Here is a 16,889-nt window from a genome sequence, read left to right as displayed (position 1 = left end):
TCGATTTCACTGGATATTATTAACACATTAAATCAAATGTATTTAACTTTCTTATGGCAATCAAAACCAATGTCAAATATCGTCAGGTTAAGTTGTTACTGAGGATACGTATATGAAGCCTTCAACGACAATAGATGTTCTCCTATTCCAACCCCAAAGAATTAATCCGATCAACCGCTTTCAACTTGTGATCATTAAGGAGATGGGTATACCGCTGCACCATTTGCATTGTCTTGTGTCCAAGAATTTCCGCGAGTGTTCTGATATCTACACCGGCCATAAGGAGATGACTGGCAGCGGTATGCCTTAGATCATGGAGGTGGAGGTCATCAAGTCCTGCTTTTTTTCTTGCTGTTCCAAATGAACGTTTGAAATGGTTACAGGGAATATCGAGAACTTTCCGAGCCTCTTTACTGCTATGAGGAAGAAAAACATAGGTCTCCATCTGTGCTTCTTTCGGTCTGATTGATCGAAGAACGTTTTCCGCCATTTCAGTAAGCGGAACATACCGCATATCGGTTTTGGTGACTTGAAGTTTTACAAGGCGTCCATCCAAATCGACATCCCCCCACTGCAAACCTGCTGCTTCACTTGGCCGCATGCCTGTATGCATGAGTAGAAGTAGGTACGGATAGAGCTTTGTATTTCGGCTGGTTTTGGCTACATCCAACAATCTCTGTGCTTCTTCCTTCGTAAGAAAGCGTGTGCGGTTATTATCTACTTTTGGACGTCGTACTTGTGGCACCGGATTGTCCACCGGTAGGCCCCACTCACGCCGTGCTACATTAAACAGATGAGAGACAAGGGCGAATTCTTTTTGGAAAGTCGACGGAGAAACAGTTTGTATACGCTTGTCACGGTATTCTGCCAGACGCTGAGGATTTATGGCCGCCAGGGAAATGTCCGAACCGAACCCTGCAATCAGTGCTTTTGCCGATATTTTATCACGGCTCTCGGAATTTGGCCGTTTGGTGGTTGACACACGAGCCAGATATTGGCTCAAAGCATCCGCGAAAGTGAGGTTTTCTGCTGGCCGCACATCTTGGTAGCGCCCCATCCGTATTTGCCTTTCTACCTCGGCCGCCCAGCTTTTCGCCTCTCCTTTGGTATCGAAGGTTCGTGATATGGAAGGTTGCCCTTTTACTCTAACAGTGGCTGTATATGTTGTTCGAGTTTTCCCATTTCGAGGTTGAATACGTGCCATAATATTGAATCCTCACCCATTTTTTCATGGATTATTGTTCCATTTTTGTTCCACTTTTGTTCCATTTGATTATCATAATAGAGCAATATAAAGCAAAAAACAGCAAAAACAAGGGGTGGCTTTCGGCAACAAAAAAGGGGTTAACCAGTTATTATCCCTGGCTAACCCCTTCTTGGCATTGGTGCCCTCGGCGCGAATCGAACGCGCGACACCAGGATTAGGAATCCTGTGCTCTATCCACTGAGCTACGGGGGCGTATGTTCTTCAGAACGTGCGGAATATTACCTTCATTTTGCAAAACCGCAATAATTTTCCGCTCCAGCGCCTGGTTTCAGCTGATTGCACCGTCCTTCGACAGGCTTGCGCCGGTGGCGATTTTCTTGTGGCTGAACGCTTCTCGGCGACAGTAGGAATCGACGACGCAGTTGCGGCCGACCTTGACACCGGCCGGCATGCCGACGCCCTTTCCCACCAGGGTGATCCCGGTGTAGAGATGCTTCGGATGCTGGCGGTTGGGGGTGTCGTGGTCGTCGCCGACCCCGATCTGCGCCCCCTCCCCGGTCTCCACATTTTTGTCGAAGATCGCCAGGTCGACGATCGCCTTCTTCCTGACGATACAGTCCGAAAAGAGGATGGAGTTGCGGACGACCGCACCCTTTTCCACCACCACCCCCGGCGACAGCACCGAGTTGATCACGGTGCCGTGGATGGCGCACCCCGAAGAGATCAGCGAGGTCTGCACCTGCGCCTCGGCCCCGAAGCGGACAGGCGGACGATCCGCCGCCCGCCCCTCGGCCTCGAAATTGGTTCGTATCCGCCATTTTTCCGGGGAAATACCGCTCTCCTTCCTGATGATGTCCATATTGGCTTCCCAGTAGGCCTGGATCGTTCCGACATCACGCCAATAACCGTAGAAAGGATAGGCAAAGGTGTTGTCATTGGCAATGGCATGGGGCAGGATATGCATGCCGAAATCCACATCCTTCTTGTCCCGGGCCAGGGAATCGAGAAGATACCGGCGATCGAAGACGTAAATCCCCATCGAGGCCAGGTTGGTCCGCGGCACCTTCGGCTTCTCTTCCCATTCGACAATCCGGTTGCGGTTATCGGTGATGCCCGCCCCGAACTGATGGATCTGGCTTTTCGGCACCACCATCATCGCCACCGTGACGTCGGCCTTCTTCGAGCGATGGTATTCGATCATCGCATCGAAATCCATATGATAGATATGATCACCGGACAGGATCACCACCTCATCGGTTGGATTCGATTCTATGAAGTCGATATTGCGGCGGATAGCATCGGCCGTCCCCTTGTACCAGTCGGAGTCCTTCGATCCGGTGCGGGGAGGCAGGATCTTGACACCGCGGGTCCGGCCGGTCAGGTCCCAGGCCTCGCCGGCGCCGAGATGACTCATCAGCGACAAGGGTTTGTACTGGGTCAGCACCCCGACTTTTTTCAGACCGGAGTTGACCACGTTGCTCATGCTGAAATCGATGATCCGGTAGATGCCGCCGAAGGGCACGGCCGGCTTGGCCCGATTCTGCACCAGGATGTTGAGCCGACTGCCGACACCGCCCGCAAGAAGGAGAACCAGAGCTTCTTTCGCTGCAATCATCTGAGCACCTCCCCCGCTGCTATCACCTTCTTCCACCGCCCGCTCCCCAGAAGCGGATAGACCGTGGCCCCTTCGCCGATGACGACCTGATTGGGAACGATGTTGTTCCAACCGACGACCGTCACCGCCTCCGCCTGCCGTCCGGCCTCGGCGCCGACCACAACTCCCTCGCCGAAGGTGTTGTTGACATCCGCGACCACCTTGCTCAGTCGGCAATTGCGACCGATGTGGTTGTTGAAGAAGAGGACCGAATCCTCGACCACCGCCCCTTTTTCGACGCTGACGCCGGGGAAGATGATCGATCGCCGCACCGTGCCGTCGATCACACTGCCGTTGTACACCAGACTGTCATGCACCGTGGCGTCGTCGCCGATCACCACCGGCTGGAAATCGCGGATGCCGCGATGATCGAGGTTGGTTCGAAAGCCCCATTTCTCCATGTCTATGCACGGATCCCGGCCCAGCAGATCCATGTTGGACTGCCAGTATTCCTCGATGGTCCGGGTATATCCCCAGTAACCGCAGAACTTGTAGGCATAGACTCGTCCCCCGGCCTTCATCAGCCTGGGGATGATATCCCGCCCGAACTCGAATGAAGCATCGTTCTGATTCTCGTTCAGCAGCCGGTACATCACCTCGGGCTTGAAACAGAGCACCGTCAACGAGGCCCAATCCGATTCGGGCTCTTTCGGTTTTTCCCAATAGGATGTAACCCTGCCGCCCCGCTCCCCATCCTCGTCATCGAGCGCGGCGATCCCGAATCTGTGGGCTTGATCCGGCCTCACCCGGATGACCCCCATGGTCAGGTCGGCATCCTTTTCGCGATGATAGGCGATCAGATGCTGGTAGTCCATCTTGTAGATGTGGTCGCCGGAAAGGATGAGAATCTGCTCCGGTTCATAATACTGGACGAAATCGATATTCCTGTAGACCGCATCGGCGGATCCGCGGTACCAGTTAGTCTGGTCCGAACCGATATAGGGAGGGAGGATCGAGATGCCGCGGTTGCGGCCAAGCATGTCCCAGGCTGCGCCGGTGCCGATGTGGTTGATCAATGAATAACTGCGGTACTGGCTGAGGATCGCAACCCGTTCGATACCGGAGTTCATCAGGTTGCTGAGGGCGAAATCGATAACCCTGCCGAAACCACCAAATGGCAAGGCCGATTTCGGCCTGTAATAGGTCAACACGTTGAGCTCGTCGACCCGGCCTCCCGCCAGAATCATTGCGAGTGTCGTCGGCTTCAGCATTCATTCCCCCATTAATCAGATGCATACAGGTAACGTTGTTGAGCGAGGATGAACCCAGCGCAATACCCATCTTCAGGCAACCGCCGCTTTCAACCCTGCCACCACCGGATCAACTCAGATATGGCTGCCGATCAGTCGTTTCAGGCTGTCTGAATTGAATGGCCGGTCCCCCAGGGCAAGGTTTTTCAACGGCACTTCGGCCCGTGCCGCCTCCTTATGTCCTCCCGCGGACCCGACCGAACTGAATATCCTTGTGGCGAGTTTGCCGGCACTCTTGCGATAGCCGTCGCAACGGAAGATCACAATCAGCCTCTCGCCATGGATTCCGGAGACGAACACCCAGTCGATCTCGCCCACATGATTGAGAAAGTCGGCAATGATCACCAAGACGTCAGGACTGCGAACCTTGCCGAGATGGGTATAATAGCGCCGCTTGGAGTATTTCAATTCCTGCAGGGCGAGAGTGAAATAGCGGAGTTCGGAGCGCCTCAGGTCCGTCAGTTCAAATTTGCGAACCAGGTCCCGGTTGGCAATATTGAAGAGGTAGCGAAAGGCGATGCCGTCGGCCAGCAACGATTTCTTCTCAAAATTCTCAGTATCGACCTTGATGCCGTAAAACAGCGCTGTTGCCAGAGAGACCGAGGGTTTCAGTTCGGCAGCCCGGAGGTACTCGACCATCATGGTCGACGTCGAGCCGTAATCGGCGCGGATGTCGACAAACCGAACGCCCTCCCATTTGCTGGTCGGCGGATGATGATCGATAATGACATCGAAATAGATTTTTTCGAAACAGGGCAGATGATCGGGCTGAGAGTCGACCATGACCTTTTTGCTGTAATCATTGATCTTGATAGTGTTCAGCCGTTCGATCGGGATCTTCAGCCGTTCGACCATCGCGACGTTGTTGAGGCGGCGAATTTCGTTGGGGTGGGCGATGACGACGTTCTTGACCCGGTAACGGAGCAGTCTCTTGACGGCCATGGCACCGGCCAGAGCGTCCGGATCGGCATTGATCACCACAAGGACGTCGTCATCCTTGTCGAAGACATTCCAGAATGCCTGAAGGCGTTCTTTCGCGGTCTGTTTCGAAGCAATCGTGCCGAGGGATGAGACAACGTTTTTATGATTTTTTGCCATATGCTACAGCATTGGCATCCGGTATAGAAGGATCGCGCAGCACAAACCTGCTGACCGTCCTTGCGGGGGAAACAGGCGCACAAACAGGGCTCAACGCAAACAATTAGGAGCAGCCCGGATCATCACCGCCGATACAGCCCGCCACCGACGCAACAGATCCCCCCGAGTTGTCCCCGAGGTTCGCATTGTGGCGCCGATGCTGCAATAGCCGGAATTGCCAGCCACCTCCTTGAAGTTTCAGCCCCGCCGTCACACCTGGTATGAATGGAGCGGGTCAGCCTGATGCCTGGTGTTTCCGGCCGTTGATCCCAGCCGGCTCGCAAGCATCGCCACAGGGGTTTAATATAGCACACGGATTTTTAAAAAAGCAAGGTTTAGCCGCCGCCCTCCCCTTCCGCCAGACAACGCGCCCTCCGCCGGAGCGGCCTTTCGGACCACTGTGGAAGGTCCTTGACGCACGGTGCCGACAATGGTACCTAGACTGGATTGGCGGGAAATCCTCTTCCCGTCTTGACGATCTCCTGGCCGTTACCGGGGTCGCTGCCGAAACATGTCAACATCGTTCAACCGCCGGATTGTTTTCTTCCTCACGCCGGGACCACATTCGTACCGAAAGGGTGCCACGCAGTTTCGCCTTCCTCCCATACGCCGCCCCCTGCACCGAAGACAGTCCCAGCACGACGCCATTACCCTCAACGGAGCCATATCGCCTTGAAATTGCTCGACCGCTACCTTCTTGGTCAATTCATTAAATATTTTTTCACCGTCAATGTCGCCTTCGTCGCCATTTACCTGCTGATCGATTTTTTCGAGAAGATCGACAACTTTTCGAGGGCCGGAAAATCCTTTGTGCTGGCGATGAAATTCTTTCTCCTCAACATCCCCTTCATCATCGACCAGATCGGGCCGATCCTCGTTCTCCTCTCCGGCGTCATCACTCTCGGCATCCTCAATCACACCCGGGAACTCAACGCCATGAAAGCCGGCGGCATCCCCCTCAAACTGATCGTCAAGCCCCTGCTCATCGGCGGTTTCTGCCTTACTCTGCTTTTTCTGGCAGCGGCCCAGTTCCTGTTGCCCAAGACCATCTCGGCGACCAACAACATCTGGTACGAACAGGTCAAGGGCAAGGTGCCCCTCGGCATCCACCGGAACGGCCGGTTTTATTACAAGGGCAGCGAAGGTTTCTATTCCTTCGAATGGCCGCACACCGGCACGTATGTCTTCAAGAACTTTTCCTATTCCCGCTGGGACGAAAACTACAATATCCGGACCCTGATCAGCGCCAACTGGGCGGACTGGAGTGAACAACGGGGCGAATGGATACTGAAGGAAGGACAGATCCAGGTGGCCAACGAAGATGCGACCTACAAGGTCAGGAATTTCGAGTACTGGCAAACCACGCTCCCCGAACATCCGGAAAACTTTCTCGTCCCCGAGTACCAGTCGGCCGAGTTATCTCTGACCGGGCTCTTTCTCGACATATTCAAAAAGGAAACCAACCACGAAAAACATCGTGCCTGGGCGGAATTCCTGAGCCGGATCTCCTATATTTTTCTCGGTTTCCCGCTGCTCCTGCTGGGACTCCCGATCCTGCTCATTTCCTACCAGAAATGGGGCCGCGATCTCTCCATCGCCATCCCCGCCAGCTGCGGCCTCGCCTTCTTCGCCTGGGGGGCGTGGGGCGCCCTCCAGTCCCTGGCCAGGGCGGCCTATATCCCGCCGCTGTTCGCCGCCGCCATCATCCACCTGATCTTCGCCGGCATCGGCATCTATCTCCTGAGAATGCAGGACCAGTAATGAAGGAAATCATCAACGACACAATGCGAGCCGGGATCGTCGGCATTCCTCCCCTGGCGATCATCGGCATGCTCGAAGAGAGCGGCGCGCAGGTCTTCGATCTCGACGAGCCCATCATCAGGAAGGATATTGACGCGGCGTCGCCGCATCTGCCCCGGGTGTACTGTGCTATCCTGCGGACCGTGGTGATCAATGCCATGACCCTCGAACTGGACCGGATCTACATCGATGTCGGTCCCGGCAAATGCGACAGCGCCCTCCATACCGCCACCATCCTGGCCGATCTTCTGCCCGGCACCACCGTCATCCCGACCAGGAACCGGGACCGCGTCGATTTCGGCACCCCCCTGTGCCGGACGAGGATGCCGCTTGTCGACAAGATGTCGGCCATCACCGCGGCAGTGCGGAAAACGAAGCCGGCTGTCGACGCCCCTCCCTGTCTTCCCTCTGCCGGTTTCTGGGGAGTGCCGCCACGGGACTTTTCCCTGCTCGCCCTCTTTCCCGACACCACCCATGTTTACGGCTGGGCACGCTGCATGGAAAACAAGACCCCTGACAACAAGGCGCTGGAGGAGCATTACAACCCAGATGTGCCGACCGTCTTCTTCGCCCAATCCTTCTGTGCCAAGACGGCCCTGGCCCAGCATCTGGCGCGACGGCATCCCCGCGGGCTGTACCTCGACTGCGACGTGACCGTCGGCAACAGCGCCAAGTCCAAGATCCAGGCGTTTCTCGAACTGTCGGGGGTCGGCTGTGCTCCTCGCTGATTTCGGCACTTCCTATATCAAGCTCCTCGACACCTCGCAGGAAGGAGCCGGCCCACGGGTCATCCCCACCCGGGAATTCAACCGCGATTGGCGGGTGGACATTGCCACCGGCCATAACGGCAGAAAATATGCCGACTACTACGTCAACGAGTTGACCGCTCTGGCCCGAGGAGGCGAACGGCTGATCCGCGAAGACTGTTATACTCTGCTCGATTGCGGCAGCCGGGACATCAAGTTCGTCCGTTACGAGCATGGACAGGTCAAGGACATGGGATGGAACGCCGAGTGCGGCGCCTCGATGGGCTTTACCATCGAACTGCTGGAGAAATACTACGACCTCGACTTCTCCTCACTCGCCGTACCGGCCTCGTCGTTCTCGGTGACCTGCGGCGTCCTTGGGATGAGCCACATCTTCGATGCGGTGATCAACGGCCAGAGCGAATCCGAGGCGGTGGCCAGGTTCGTCAAGGGGATTGCCCTCAATGCCTACGATTTCGCCGGCAAACCCGACCGACTCTATCTTTCCGGCGGTCTCTGCTCCAATCCCCTCTTCATCCGCTCCTTCCCCTGCAACCTGGTGCCGCTCGGCCGATTCGTCCTGCTCGAAGGACTCAAGGGTTCACTCGCCCTCATCGGCGAGCAACCCGGCTGAAAACCGGGTGTTCGCCCCCTCCCGAGTCGGCAGACAGGGATAAAAAAAGGCCTGCAGGAATATCCTGCAGGCCTTTTGCCATTATCGTACGAAAAAGAGGCTTTTATTTCTTTGCCGCCGGTTGTTCGATGGAGCGCAGATCAACCTCGAAGACTAGAACAGCCCCAGGTTCGATGACAGGAGGGGCGCCGTTGTCGCCATACGCCAGGTCGGAGGGGATGACTATCTTGTACTTCGACCCGACGTTCATCAACTGCAGGGCCTCGCTCCAACCGGGGATGACCTGGCCCACCGAGAACACGGCCGGCTCTCCCCGCTTGATCGAATTGTCGAATTCCTTGCCGTCGACCAGGGTACCGACATAATCGACCTTGACGGTGTCGGTCGCCTTCGGCTTGGGACCGTCGCCCTGCTTCAGCACCTCATACTGCAGACCGCTTTTGGTGACGACAACTCCTTTTTTCTTCTTGTTCTCTTCCAGAAAGGCAAGACCGGCCTTCTTGTTCTTTTCCTGCAGCTCTTTCATCTTCTGGGCCTGACGGGCCTGCATCTTCTCGGCATACTCCTTCTGTACGGCGGCTATCTCCTCCTCGGTCAGGAGTTTCTCCGAACCGCCATAGGCATCCTGAATCCCCTTCATCAGGGTATCGATGGCGATATCGTCACCCATGCCCTTGAAATAGGTGCCTACATCCAGCCCCATGCTGTAGCTCAATTTTTCCTGAAATGTAGAAAGCTTCCCTGCTTCCTTGGCCTGCTCTGCGGCGACGACGGCCATCGGGCCACCACATAGCAGACTGACGGCGATCAGTAGTATGATTCTTTTCATTCCTTACTCCTTTTGTCCTTGGACAGATATGCAGGCGTCGCGTCCGGCGCCTCTCTTTTTTGCTGCCATTCGACGACGGTTCCCCGGCAAAATAACCGGAAAAACCATCATCCAGAAACGAATTCTTCCCTATACTGTATCTACAGTAAAAATACATCTGTCAATGTTTCCGCCTGCATTATTCTCTCTACAGCCACATGTTACTGAGAAAGGCAAGGCGGTTGCGGCGCGGCTACAGGACCACCGTAGTGATACCGGGATTGGGGGCAGCAAGCTCGCGATCATGGCGAAGGATGGGGTAGCGGCGGAACAGTGCCTTGACCGGTCCCGATTTGCCGCCGCCATCGCCGGGGACAAAATCATTGATCTCTTTGTGCCGGCGCAAATGCTCCAGGAGCTTCCGGCATTCCTCACGGATGATCCCTCCTTTGCCGCTCGACCCGTATCCATGGACCAGGATCAGCACACTGACGCCCTCACTCCTGGCATTTTCGATCTCCACCGCCAATCGACCAAGGGCGATTTCGACAGTAGGGCGACCGCGCTTCAGGTTGACCGCCTTTTTCATAAACGGTTTCCTGCCCGGTTGAGATTCCCCTTCCTGTCTGCTGCCGCAGAATCTGCAGGACAGGCTGCCTCGCCCAATCTCGTTGCCGCAGACTTGACAGACCGTCACCTGCCGCCTAGAGCCTCCGCACGGTAATCACATGCTCCATCTGCCGCAGATGCTGCATCAAGGAGTGGAGGTGATCGAGGTTGGCGACCTCGATGGTGATGGTAAGATCGGCAATATCGGCCGGAGTCACATGGGCCGCCACCTCGAGGATATTGGCATTGTCGGCGCTGATCGCCGAGCTGACTGCAGCGAAGATCCCGCGGGTATTCTCGGCGCTGACGTGAATACCGACCTTGTAATGCTTATCCTCGATGCCGTCCCAGGAAACCTTGATCCAGCGCAGCGGATCGGTGCTCAGGAGATTGCCGCAATCGGCCTTATGGACCGAGACACCCCGTCCGGTGGTGATAAAGCCGACGATCGGATCTCCCGGCACCGGGCTGCAGCACTGGCTGATCTTGACCAGCATGCCGTCGATGCCGTCGATGCTGATCCCCGGTTTCCCCGGCCCCTTGTCCGATGGCTGCTGGCTGACCATCTGGGCCGCCAGCGCCGCCGGCGGCAGTTCGGCCGCCGTCTTTTCTTTCTCCTGCTGGAGTTCCGGCGGCTGCAGAGCCTTCACCAGGGTCCCCAGGGTAATTGCACCGCTGCCGACCTTGATCAGCATATCATCAAGCGTATTGCAGTGCAGTGTCTTCAAAAGAAGCCGGATATGACCGCTCTTGACGATCTTGCGGAAGGTCGTGTTGTTGTTCCGCAACTCCCGCTCGCAGATTTCGCGACCGAGTTTGAGAGCCTTTTCCTTCTCCTCCTTCCGCAGCCAGTTGCGGATCCGCGATCTGGCCCGGCTGGTCTTGACGAGGTCGAGCCAGCCGCGACGCGGCCGCTGGTTCGGCGAAGTGATGATCTCGACGATATCTCCGGTCTGCAGATGATGCTTGAGTGGGACCAGACGGCCATTGACCTTGGCGCCGACGCAGTGATCGCCGACCTCGGTGTGGACGGCGTAGGCGAAATCGATGGGGCAGCTGCCGATCGACAGTTCCTTGACCTGGCCGCCGGGGGTGAGGGCGAAGATATCCGGCTCGTACAGTTCGCCCCTGACGCTGTCGAGGAATTCGCGCGGATCTTCGACCTCGTGCAGCGACTTGACCAGCTTCTTCAATTCGCGGAAGAGCCGGGCATCGCTGGTGCTGACCTTCTGCCCTTCCTTGTAGGCCCAATGGGCGGCAACCCCTTCCTGGGCCACCCGATCCATCTCTTCGGTACGGATCTGGATCTCGATGAAATGGCCGCTCGGCCCGACAACCGTAGTGTGCATCGACTGGTAGTTGTTGGCCTTGGGCGAGGAGATGAAATCCTTGATCCTCCCCGGAACCGGCGCCCAGTTGGCATGAATGACCCCCAGGGCCTCATAGCACTGGCTGACCGTTTCGACGATGATGCGGAAGGCCACCTTGTCGTAGACTCTTTCCAGGGGTATGTTCTGGACCACCAGCTTCTTGTAGATCGAATAGAGGTGCTTCGGCCGGCCGATGATTCTGACCGCCGTGATATCGCTCTCAGCCAGCTTGTCGTGGAGGATGCCGATGACCTCGTCGACATACCGCTGCCGCTCGTCCAGGGAGTTCTCGAGTCTCCCGGCAAGGTCGGCATACTCCTGCGGATGCAGGTACTTGAAGGAGAGGTCCTCCAATTCCCTTTTCATCCAGTCGATGCCGATACGACTGGCCAGGGGCGCATACAGGTCCATCGTCTCCCGGGCCTTATCCATCTGGGTTTCCCGATCGACGGAATCGAGCAGGAACATATCCTGCAGGCGATCGACCAGCTTCACCAGGAGGACCCGGATGTCAGCGGCAATGGCGAGGAGCAGCTTGCGGACGTTCTCGGCCTGGCTCGCCAGCTTGCTGTCGTACTGGACCTCGGTGATGCGGGTCGAGCCGTTGACGATGGCGGCGACATCGTGACCGAATTTTTCCTCCAGTTCCTCGACAATCACCCCTTCCTTCAACACCCCGTGCAGCAGTCCGGCCAGGATCGTATCGAGATCGAGGTGCATGGAAGCCAGCATCGACGCGACGTTGAGGGCGTGCATCAGGTACGGCTCGCCAGAAAAATGATTCTGGCCGTCATGGACCTTGACCACGACATCCCAAGCCTTATCGATCAATGACAGATCGACATCCTGCAGATAGTTGGCGGCCAGGATCTTTAGACCCTGGGGATTGAACGTTGCCTCTGGCATGCAAACGGCCATTTTCGAGGTTATCGGTTGATCGCTTCGGCAATCCTGGGCGGCAGCACCGTCAGCAGTTGCTCCGGAGACAGTTCTTCGACCTCTCCGCCCTTCCGCTCGCGCAGCTCGACGAACCCGTCCTGCAGATATTTCTTGCCGACCGTGATCCGGTAAGGGATGCCGAGGAGATCGGCATCCTTGAACTTGGCGCCGGGTCGCTCATCCCGGTCGTCGAGCAGCACCTCGATCCCTTTTGCAGTCAGTCCCCTGTACAGATCCTGAGCAGCGCCGTCAATTCTTTCGTCCCGGGGATCGAGATCGAGGATGATCGCCTTGAACGGTGCCAGCGGCACGGGAAAGATGATGCCGTTGTCGTCATGGTTCTGTTCGATCGCAGCGGCGACAACCCGACTGACGCCGATGCCGTAGCATCCCATGACAAACGGCTTCTCGCTGCCGTCACTGTCCTGGAACATCGCCTGCATCTTTTCCGAATAGGAAGTCCCCAATTTGAAAATATGGCCAACTTCGATGCCCTCGGTCAGTTCCAGACACCCGCCGCAGACCGGGCAGGGGTCGTCGGTGGTGATCTGGCGCAGATCGGTGAAGGCCTCGGCCTGGAAATCGCGGCCGGGATTGACGTTTTTGAGGTGATAGTTCTTCTGGTTGGCGCCGGTGACGGCATTGCGCATCAGAGCTACTTCCTGGTCGGCCACGACCCGGAGGCCGAGACCGACCGGACCGATATAGCCGGTCGGCACGCCGGTGGCGTCGAAGGCCTGCTTGTCGTCGGCCAGTTCGACATCGGCGACCTGGAGCAGGTTCTTCAGCTTGACCTCCTCGACCTCCCTATCGCCCCGGACCAGCACCGCCACCGGCAGGCCGTCGGCGAGGTAGATCATCGTCTTGATCAGCCGCGACGGCGGGATACCGAGAGACTCGCAGACCGATTCGACCTTGCGCTTGCCCGGGGTCTCGACCTTTTCGGTATCGAGCATGGGTTCCACCTCGATCGTGGCCGGCATCCGGACCTCGGCCTTTTCCATATTGGCGGCGTATTCACAGGCCGTGCAGACAACGATCGTATCCTCGCCTGTCTTAGCCAATACCATGAATTCATGCGAAAAATTACCGCCTATCGCCCCCGAATCGGCCTGTACGGCGCGGAAGTTGAGTCCGCAGCGGGTGAAGATCCGCCGGTAGGCCTCGAACATCTTCATATAGCTGGCCTCGGCCTGCTCGTCGCTGACATCGAAGGAATAGGCGTCCTTCATCACGAACTCCCGGCCTCGCATCAAACCGAACCGTGGCCGGATCTCGTCCCTGAACTTGCTCTGAATCTGATAGAAGTTGACCGGCAGGTCACGATAAGAATGGAGTTCCCGCCGGACGATATCGGTGATAACCTCCTCATGGGTCGGCCCCAGGCAGGATTCCCGCTCGTGCCGATCGACAAACCGCAGCAGTTCCGGACCATATTTGTCGTAACGGCCGGTCTCCTTCCACAGGTCCGCCGGCTGTACCATCGGCATCAGCAGTTCCTGGGCCCCGGCGCGGTTCATCTCCTCGCGGACGATCTGCTCGACGCGGCGCAATGCCGCAAGTCCATAGGGCAGATAGGTATAGACTCCGGCGCTGAGCTTGCGGATGAATCCTGCCCGCAGCATCAGGCGATGGCTGACGACTTCGGCCTCGGCCGGAGTTTCCTTCAATGTCGGCAAAAACAGCTGTGAATAGCGCATATGCAATCGGATAGTGGTTGAAAGTTCTATTACTCGGCCGCTGCCGACCGCCCGGCAACGCATCAAAGACGAAAGGAATGTACCAGATTTTCAGGTTTTTTGCCCTTCATCTTCCATCTTTTTCAGTTCGGCAAGGAAGACCTGAAGCAGATCGTGTTCGGCAACCTTCCTGAATATCTCACCCTTTTTGAAGATAATGCCGACACCGTGGCCGCCGGCGACGCCGATGTCGGCCTCGCGCGCCTCCCCCGGGCCGTTGACCACGCATCCCATCACCGCCACCTTGAGCGGGACGGTCATCGTCTGGACATACTGCTCGACCTGTTCCGCCAGACCGAAAAGATCGATCCGGGTCCGGCCGCAGGTCGGGCAGGAGATCAGCTCCGGCCCACGCTCCCGGATCTTCAGCGACCGCAGCAGTTCAAAGCCGACCCGGACCTCCTCGACCGGGTCGCGGGTCAGCGACACCCGGAAGGTGTCGCCAATCCCCTGGCTGAGCAGGATGCCGAGGGCGACACTCGATTTGACGGTGCCGGCGATCAGGCCGCCGGCCTCGGTCACCCCGAGATGCAGCGGATAATCGGTCTCCTGCGACAGCTGCTGATAGCCGTTGATCGTCGTCAACACATCGGAGGACTTGATGGAGATCTTCAGCGCGTCATAGCCGAGGTCCTCGATCAGCCGGACATTGCGGAGGGCGCTGGCGATCAGGGCCTTCGGGTTGTCCGCCGTCGGATAGCCGTGGGCCTTGAGCAGATCCTTTTCAATCGACCCGCTGTTGACCCCGACCCGGATCGGCACATGATGCTGTTTCGCCGCCGCCACGACCCGGGCGAGCTTATCGCTGCCGCCGAGGTTGCCGGGGTTGATGCGGATGCCCTGGGCGCCGTGCTCCATCGCCGCCACGGCCAGGCGGGAATCGAAATGGATGTCGGCGATAAGCGGAATGGCGATGGCATCACGGATCGGGCGCAGCGCCGCCGCCGCCGCCATATCCGGCACCGCCACCCGGATCAGGTCGCAGCCGGCGGCCTGAAGGCGGTGAATCTGGGCCACCGTGGCCTCGACATCGGTCGTATAGGTATTGGTCATCGACTGGACCGACACCGGGTGACCATTGCCGATTTTGACCGCGCCGATGGCGATCTCTCGCGTCTGCCGTCGTCTGATCATGGCTGTATCGTTGCACGCTGCGGCAGACGACCGGTTCCCGTCGCCGCCAGGTTAAGCTCCGCCTCCGAGGCCCGGACATACAGGGGGACGGCCGATCCGGGATGAAGCAGTTCGCCGCGCTGCAGCTGTTCGGCGGCAATCAGGCCGAGGGACGCCGCCGATGGCAGATGCAGCTGAGCGGGAGCCGCTTCGTAGCGATCCCCGAGGACCTCGCGCCAATATTCTCCATAGACGGCGACGGCATCGCCGACCATGTAGACCGGCTCGCCGATGCCTGCGGCCAGCTGTTCGGGGGCGACCACGACCGTTGCCGTGTTCTGCTCCAGCCTCCCGGAGGGCGAGCGGCGAAAAAAGGCGGCATACACCTGCTTTTTGCGGGCATCGAGAGCCGCACAGATCTTCTTGGCGGAGCTGCAGGACGAGGCCAGGCTGGTAAGGGTCGAGACACCAAGGAGCGGCCGGTTGCCGGCGAAGGCCAGCCCCTTTGCCGTCGCCATGCCGATCCGCAGCCCGGTGAAACTGCCCGGGCCGATACTGACCGCAACCCCGTCGAGCATCGACCAGGTCACGGCCGTCTCCTCGAGCAGTTGCCCGATCCTGGTCAGAAGCCGCTGCGAGTGGGTCACGGTGCCGCACAGGGTCAAGGCGGCGAGGACCCGGCCGCCTTGCTGACCGCCTTCGGTGATCGCCACCGAGCAGCACGGCGTGGCCGTCTCGATGGCCAGTATCAGAGGGTAACCCGATTGGCTCACTGCAGGATCCTGATGATATCGTTGTAGAAGACAAAGATCATCAGGGCGCCGAGGAGGGCGATGCCGACCTGCTGGGCGATGATCTGGGCCCGCTCATGCACCGGCCGGCGCAGAACCCCCTCGATGGAGAGGAAGACCAGGTGGCCGCCATCGAGCACAGGGATCGGCAGGAGATTGAGGATGCCGAGATTGACGCTGAGCAGTCCCATGAAATAGACCAGATTTATCCATCCGGCCTTCATCTGCTCGCCGGCGATCTGGGCGATAAGGATCGGCCCGCCGAGTTCCGACGCCGGCACCACCCGTTGCAGGATCTTGACGAACCCCATGGCCGTCAGCCAAACATACATCCAGGTCTGGCGGCAGGCATCGATAAAGGCCTGGACCGGACCGACCCGTTGGTACTCGACCTTGTCATCCTTGACGATGCCGATCATGTACCGCTGCTCGACCTCCTCGCCGAAGACGTTCTTGACGCTGTCACGCTGCGGCACGACCGACAGCGTGATCTCCTCCTGGCCCCGCCGGATGACCATCGTCAGCTGCCGCCCCTCGCTTCGTTTGACACCTTCGAGAACGTCTTCCCAATGAACGGTCGATCTGCCGTCGATACTGAGGATTTCGTCACCGGTCTTGAGACCGGCGGTATAGGCCGGCGATTCTTCGTTGACTTTCCCGACCAGGGTGGTGTCGACCGGCTGCGGAACACCAATGGCAATGAACAGACCGAAGAACAGCACAACGGCAAACAACAGGTTGAACAGCGGCCCGGCGAGAACGATGCAGAATCTCGCCGCCACCGACTTGTGCGAGAAGGAAACCCTCCGGTCAGCCTCACTGATCTCCTGCTCATCAGGGTTTTCGCCGAACATCTTGACAAAGCCGCCGAGAGGAAAGGCCGAAATGACATACTCCGTTTCGCCGACCACCTTGCCGACAAGTCTGGGACCGAACCCGAGGGAGAATTTGAGGACCCGCACCCCAAAGAGCTTGGCAAAGATAAAGTGGCCCAGTTCATGAACGAAGATGAGGACACCCAGAACCAGGATAAAAGAAGCTATTGTATTCATAAATATTCGGCCCCTGCAGAGGGATTATTTCATGGCTGCA

The 16,889-nt window shown here is 57.9% G+C and carries 14 protein-coding genes and 1 tRNA gene; 3 read left to right on the top strand and 12 right to left on the bottom strand.

Translation table 11 applies throughout. The features are described 5' to 3' along the window. Positions 1-142: 142 nt before the first annotated feature. From HNQ81_RS10285 to HNQ81_RS10265, 5 genes are all read right to left on the bottom strand, one after another. On the bottom strand, positions 143-1,204 hold the full coding sequence (locus HNQ81_RS10285; RefSeq protein WP_183351033.1) for a tyrosine-type recombinase/integrase: 1,062 nt from the start codon (positions 1,202-1,204) through the stop codon (positions 143-145). 179 nt (positions 1,205-1,383) lie between these two features. Further along, positions 1,384-1,459 (bottom strand) — tRNA-Arg (locus HNQ81_RS10280). Positions 1,460-1,535: 76 nt separating this feature from the next. Beyond that, a complete protein-coding gene (locus HNQ81_RS10275; protein WP_183351031.1) occupies positions 1,536-2,822 on the bottom strand; it encodes a glucose-1-phosphate adenylyltransferase family protein in 1,287 nt (428 codons plus the stop codon). After that, positions 2,819-4,048: a glucose-1-phosphate adenylyltransferase family protein gene (locus HNQ81_RS10270; RefSeq protein ID WP_244960477.1), complete on the bottom strand. Its 1,230-nt coding sequence runs from the start codon at positions 4,046-4,048 to the stop codon at positions 2,819-2,821. Before HNQ81_RS10270 ends, HNQ81_RS10275 begins: the two co-directional genes overlap by 4 nt. Before the next feature lie 138 nt (positions 4,049-4,186). After that, positions 4,187-5,209: a DHH family phosphoesterase gene (locus HNQ81_RS10265; protein WP_183351027.1), complete on the bottom strand. Its 1,023-nt coding sequence runs from the start codon at positions 5,207-5,209 to the stop codon at positions 4,187-4,189. Positions 5,210-5,920: 711 nt separating this feature from the next. Between HNQ81_RS10265 and HNQ81_RS10260 the strand changes: the two genes are divergently transcribed. The 3 genes from HNQ81_RS10260 to HNQ81_RS10250 are packed head-to-tail and all read left to right on the top strand — an operon-like array spanning position 5,921 to position 8,428. Beyond that, complete coding sequence (locus tag HNQ81_RS10260; protein ID WP_183351024.1) at positions 5,921-7,009, top strand: LptF/LptG family permease; 1,089 nt, start codon at positions 5,921-5,923, stop codon at positions 7,007-7,009. Next, on the top strand, positions 7,009-7,776 hold the full coding sequence (locus HNQ81_RS10255) for a hypothetical protein (RefSeq protein WP_183351022.1): 768 nt from the start codon (positions 7,009-7,011) through the stop codon (positions 7,774-7,776). The genes HNQ81_RS10260 and HNQ81_RS10255 overlap by 1 nt, the downstream gene beginning before the upstream one ends. Further along, positions 7,763-8,428 carry an ATPase gene (locus HNQ81_RS10250; RefSeq protein WP_183351020.1) on the top strand — a complete coding sequence of 222 codons (666 nt, stop codon included), beginning with the start codon at positions 7,763-7,765 and terminating at the stop codon, positions 8,426-8,428. Before HNQ81_RS10255 ends, HNQ81_RS10250 begins: the two co-directional genes overlap by 14 nt. Positions 8,429-8,531: 103 nt before the next feature. Here HNQ81_RS10250 and HNQ81_RS10245 read toward each other — a convergent pair whose 3' ends face one another. From HNQ81_RS10245 to rseP, 7 genes are all read right to left on the bottom strand, one after another. Further along, on the bottom strand, positions 8,532-9,257 hold the full coding sequence (locus HNQ81_RS10245) for an FKBP-type peptidyl-prolyl cis-trans isomerase (RefSeq protein WP_183351018.1): 726 nt from the start codon (positions 9,255-9,257) through the stop codon (positions 8,532-8,534). 232 nt (positions 9,258-9,489) lie between these two features. Continuing rightward, positions 9,490-9,825, bottom strand: coding sequence for a Smr/MutS family protein (locus tag HNQ81_RS10240; protein ID WP_183351016.1), 336 nt, complete (start codon positions 9,823-9,825; stop codon positions 9,490-9,492). Between the two features lie 115 nt (positions 9,826-9,940). Next, on the bottom strand, positions 9,941-12,121 hold the full coding sequence (locus tag HNQ81_RS10235) for a RelA/SpoT family protein (protein WP_183351014.1): 2,181 nt from the start codon (positions 12,119-12,121) through the stop codon (positions 9,941-9,943). 20 nt (positions 12,122-12,141) lie between these two features. Then, the gene (locus HNQ81_RS10230; protein ID WP_183351012.1) at positions 12,142-13,854 is read right to left on the bottom strand and encodes a proline--tRNA ligase; all 1,713 of its coding nucleotides are present in this window, start codon (positions 13,852-13,854) and stop codon (positions 12,142-12,144) included. Positions 13,855-13,944: 90 nt separating this feature from the next. After that, complete coding sequence (gene ispG / locus HNQ81_RS10225; RefSeq protein ID WP_183351010.1) at positions 13,945-15,027, bottom strand: flavodoxin-dependent (E)-4-hydroxy-3-methylbut-2-enyl-diphosphate synthase; 1,083 nt, start codon at positions 15,025-15,027, stop codon at positions 13,945-13,947. Next, positions 15,024-15,779, bottom strand: coding sequence for a tRNA (adenosine(37)-N6)-threonylcarbamoyltransferase complex dimerization subunit type 1 TsaB (gene tsaB / locus HNQ81_RS10220; protein WP_183351008.1), 756 nt, complete (start codon positions 15,777-15,779; stop codon positions 15,024-15,026). Before tsaB ends, ispG begins: the two co-directional genes overlap by 4 nt. After that, positions 15,776-16,849 carry an RIP metalloprotease RseP gene (gene rseP / locus HNQ81_RS10215; RefSeq protein WP_183351006.1) on the bottom strand — a complete coding sequence of 358 codons (1,074 nt, stop codon included), beginning with the start codon at positions 16,847-16,849 and terminating at the stop codon, positions 15,776-15,778. The genes tsaB and rseP overlap by 4 nt, the downstream gene beginning before the upstream one ends. Positions 16,850-16,889 lie beyond the last annotated feature (40 nt).

The organism is Desulfoprunum benzoelyticum (genome assembly GCF_014201505.1).
Classification (GTDB): domain Bacteria; phylum Desulfobacterota; class Desulfobulbia; order Desulfobulbales; family Desulfocapsaceae; genus Desulfoprunum; species Desulfoprunum benzoelyticum.
This window is presented reverse-complemented; position numbering and strand designations above follow the sequence as displayed.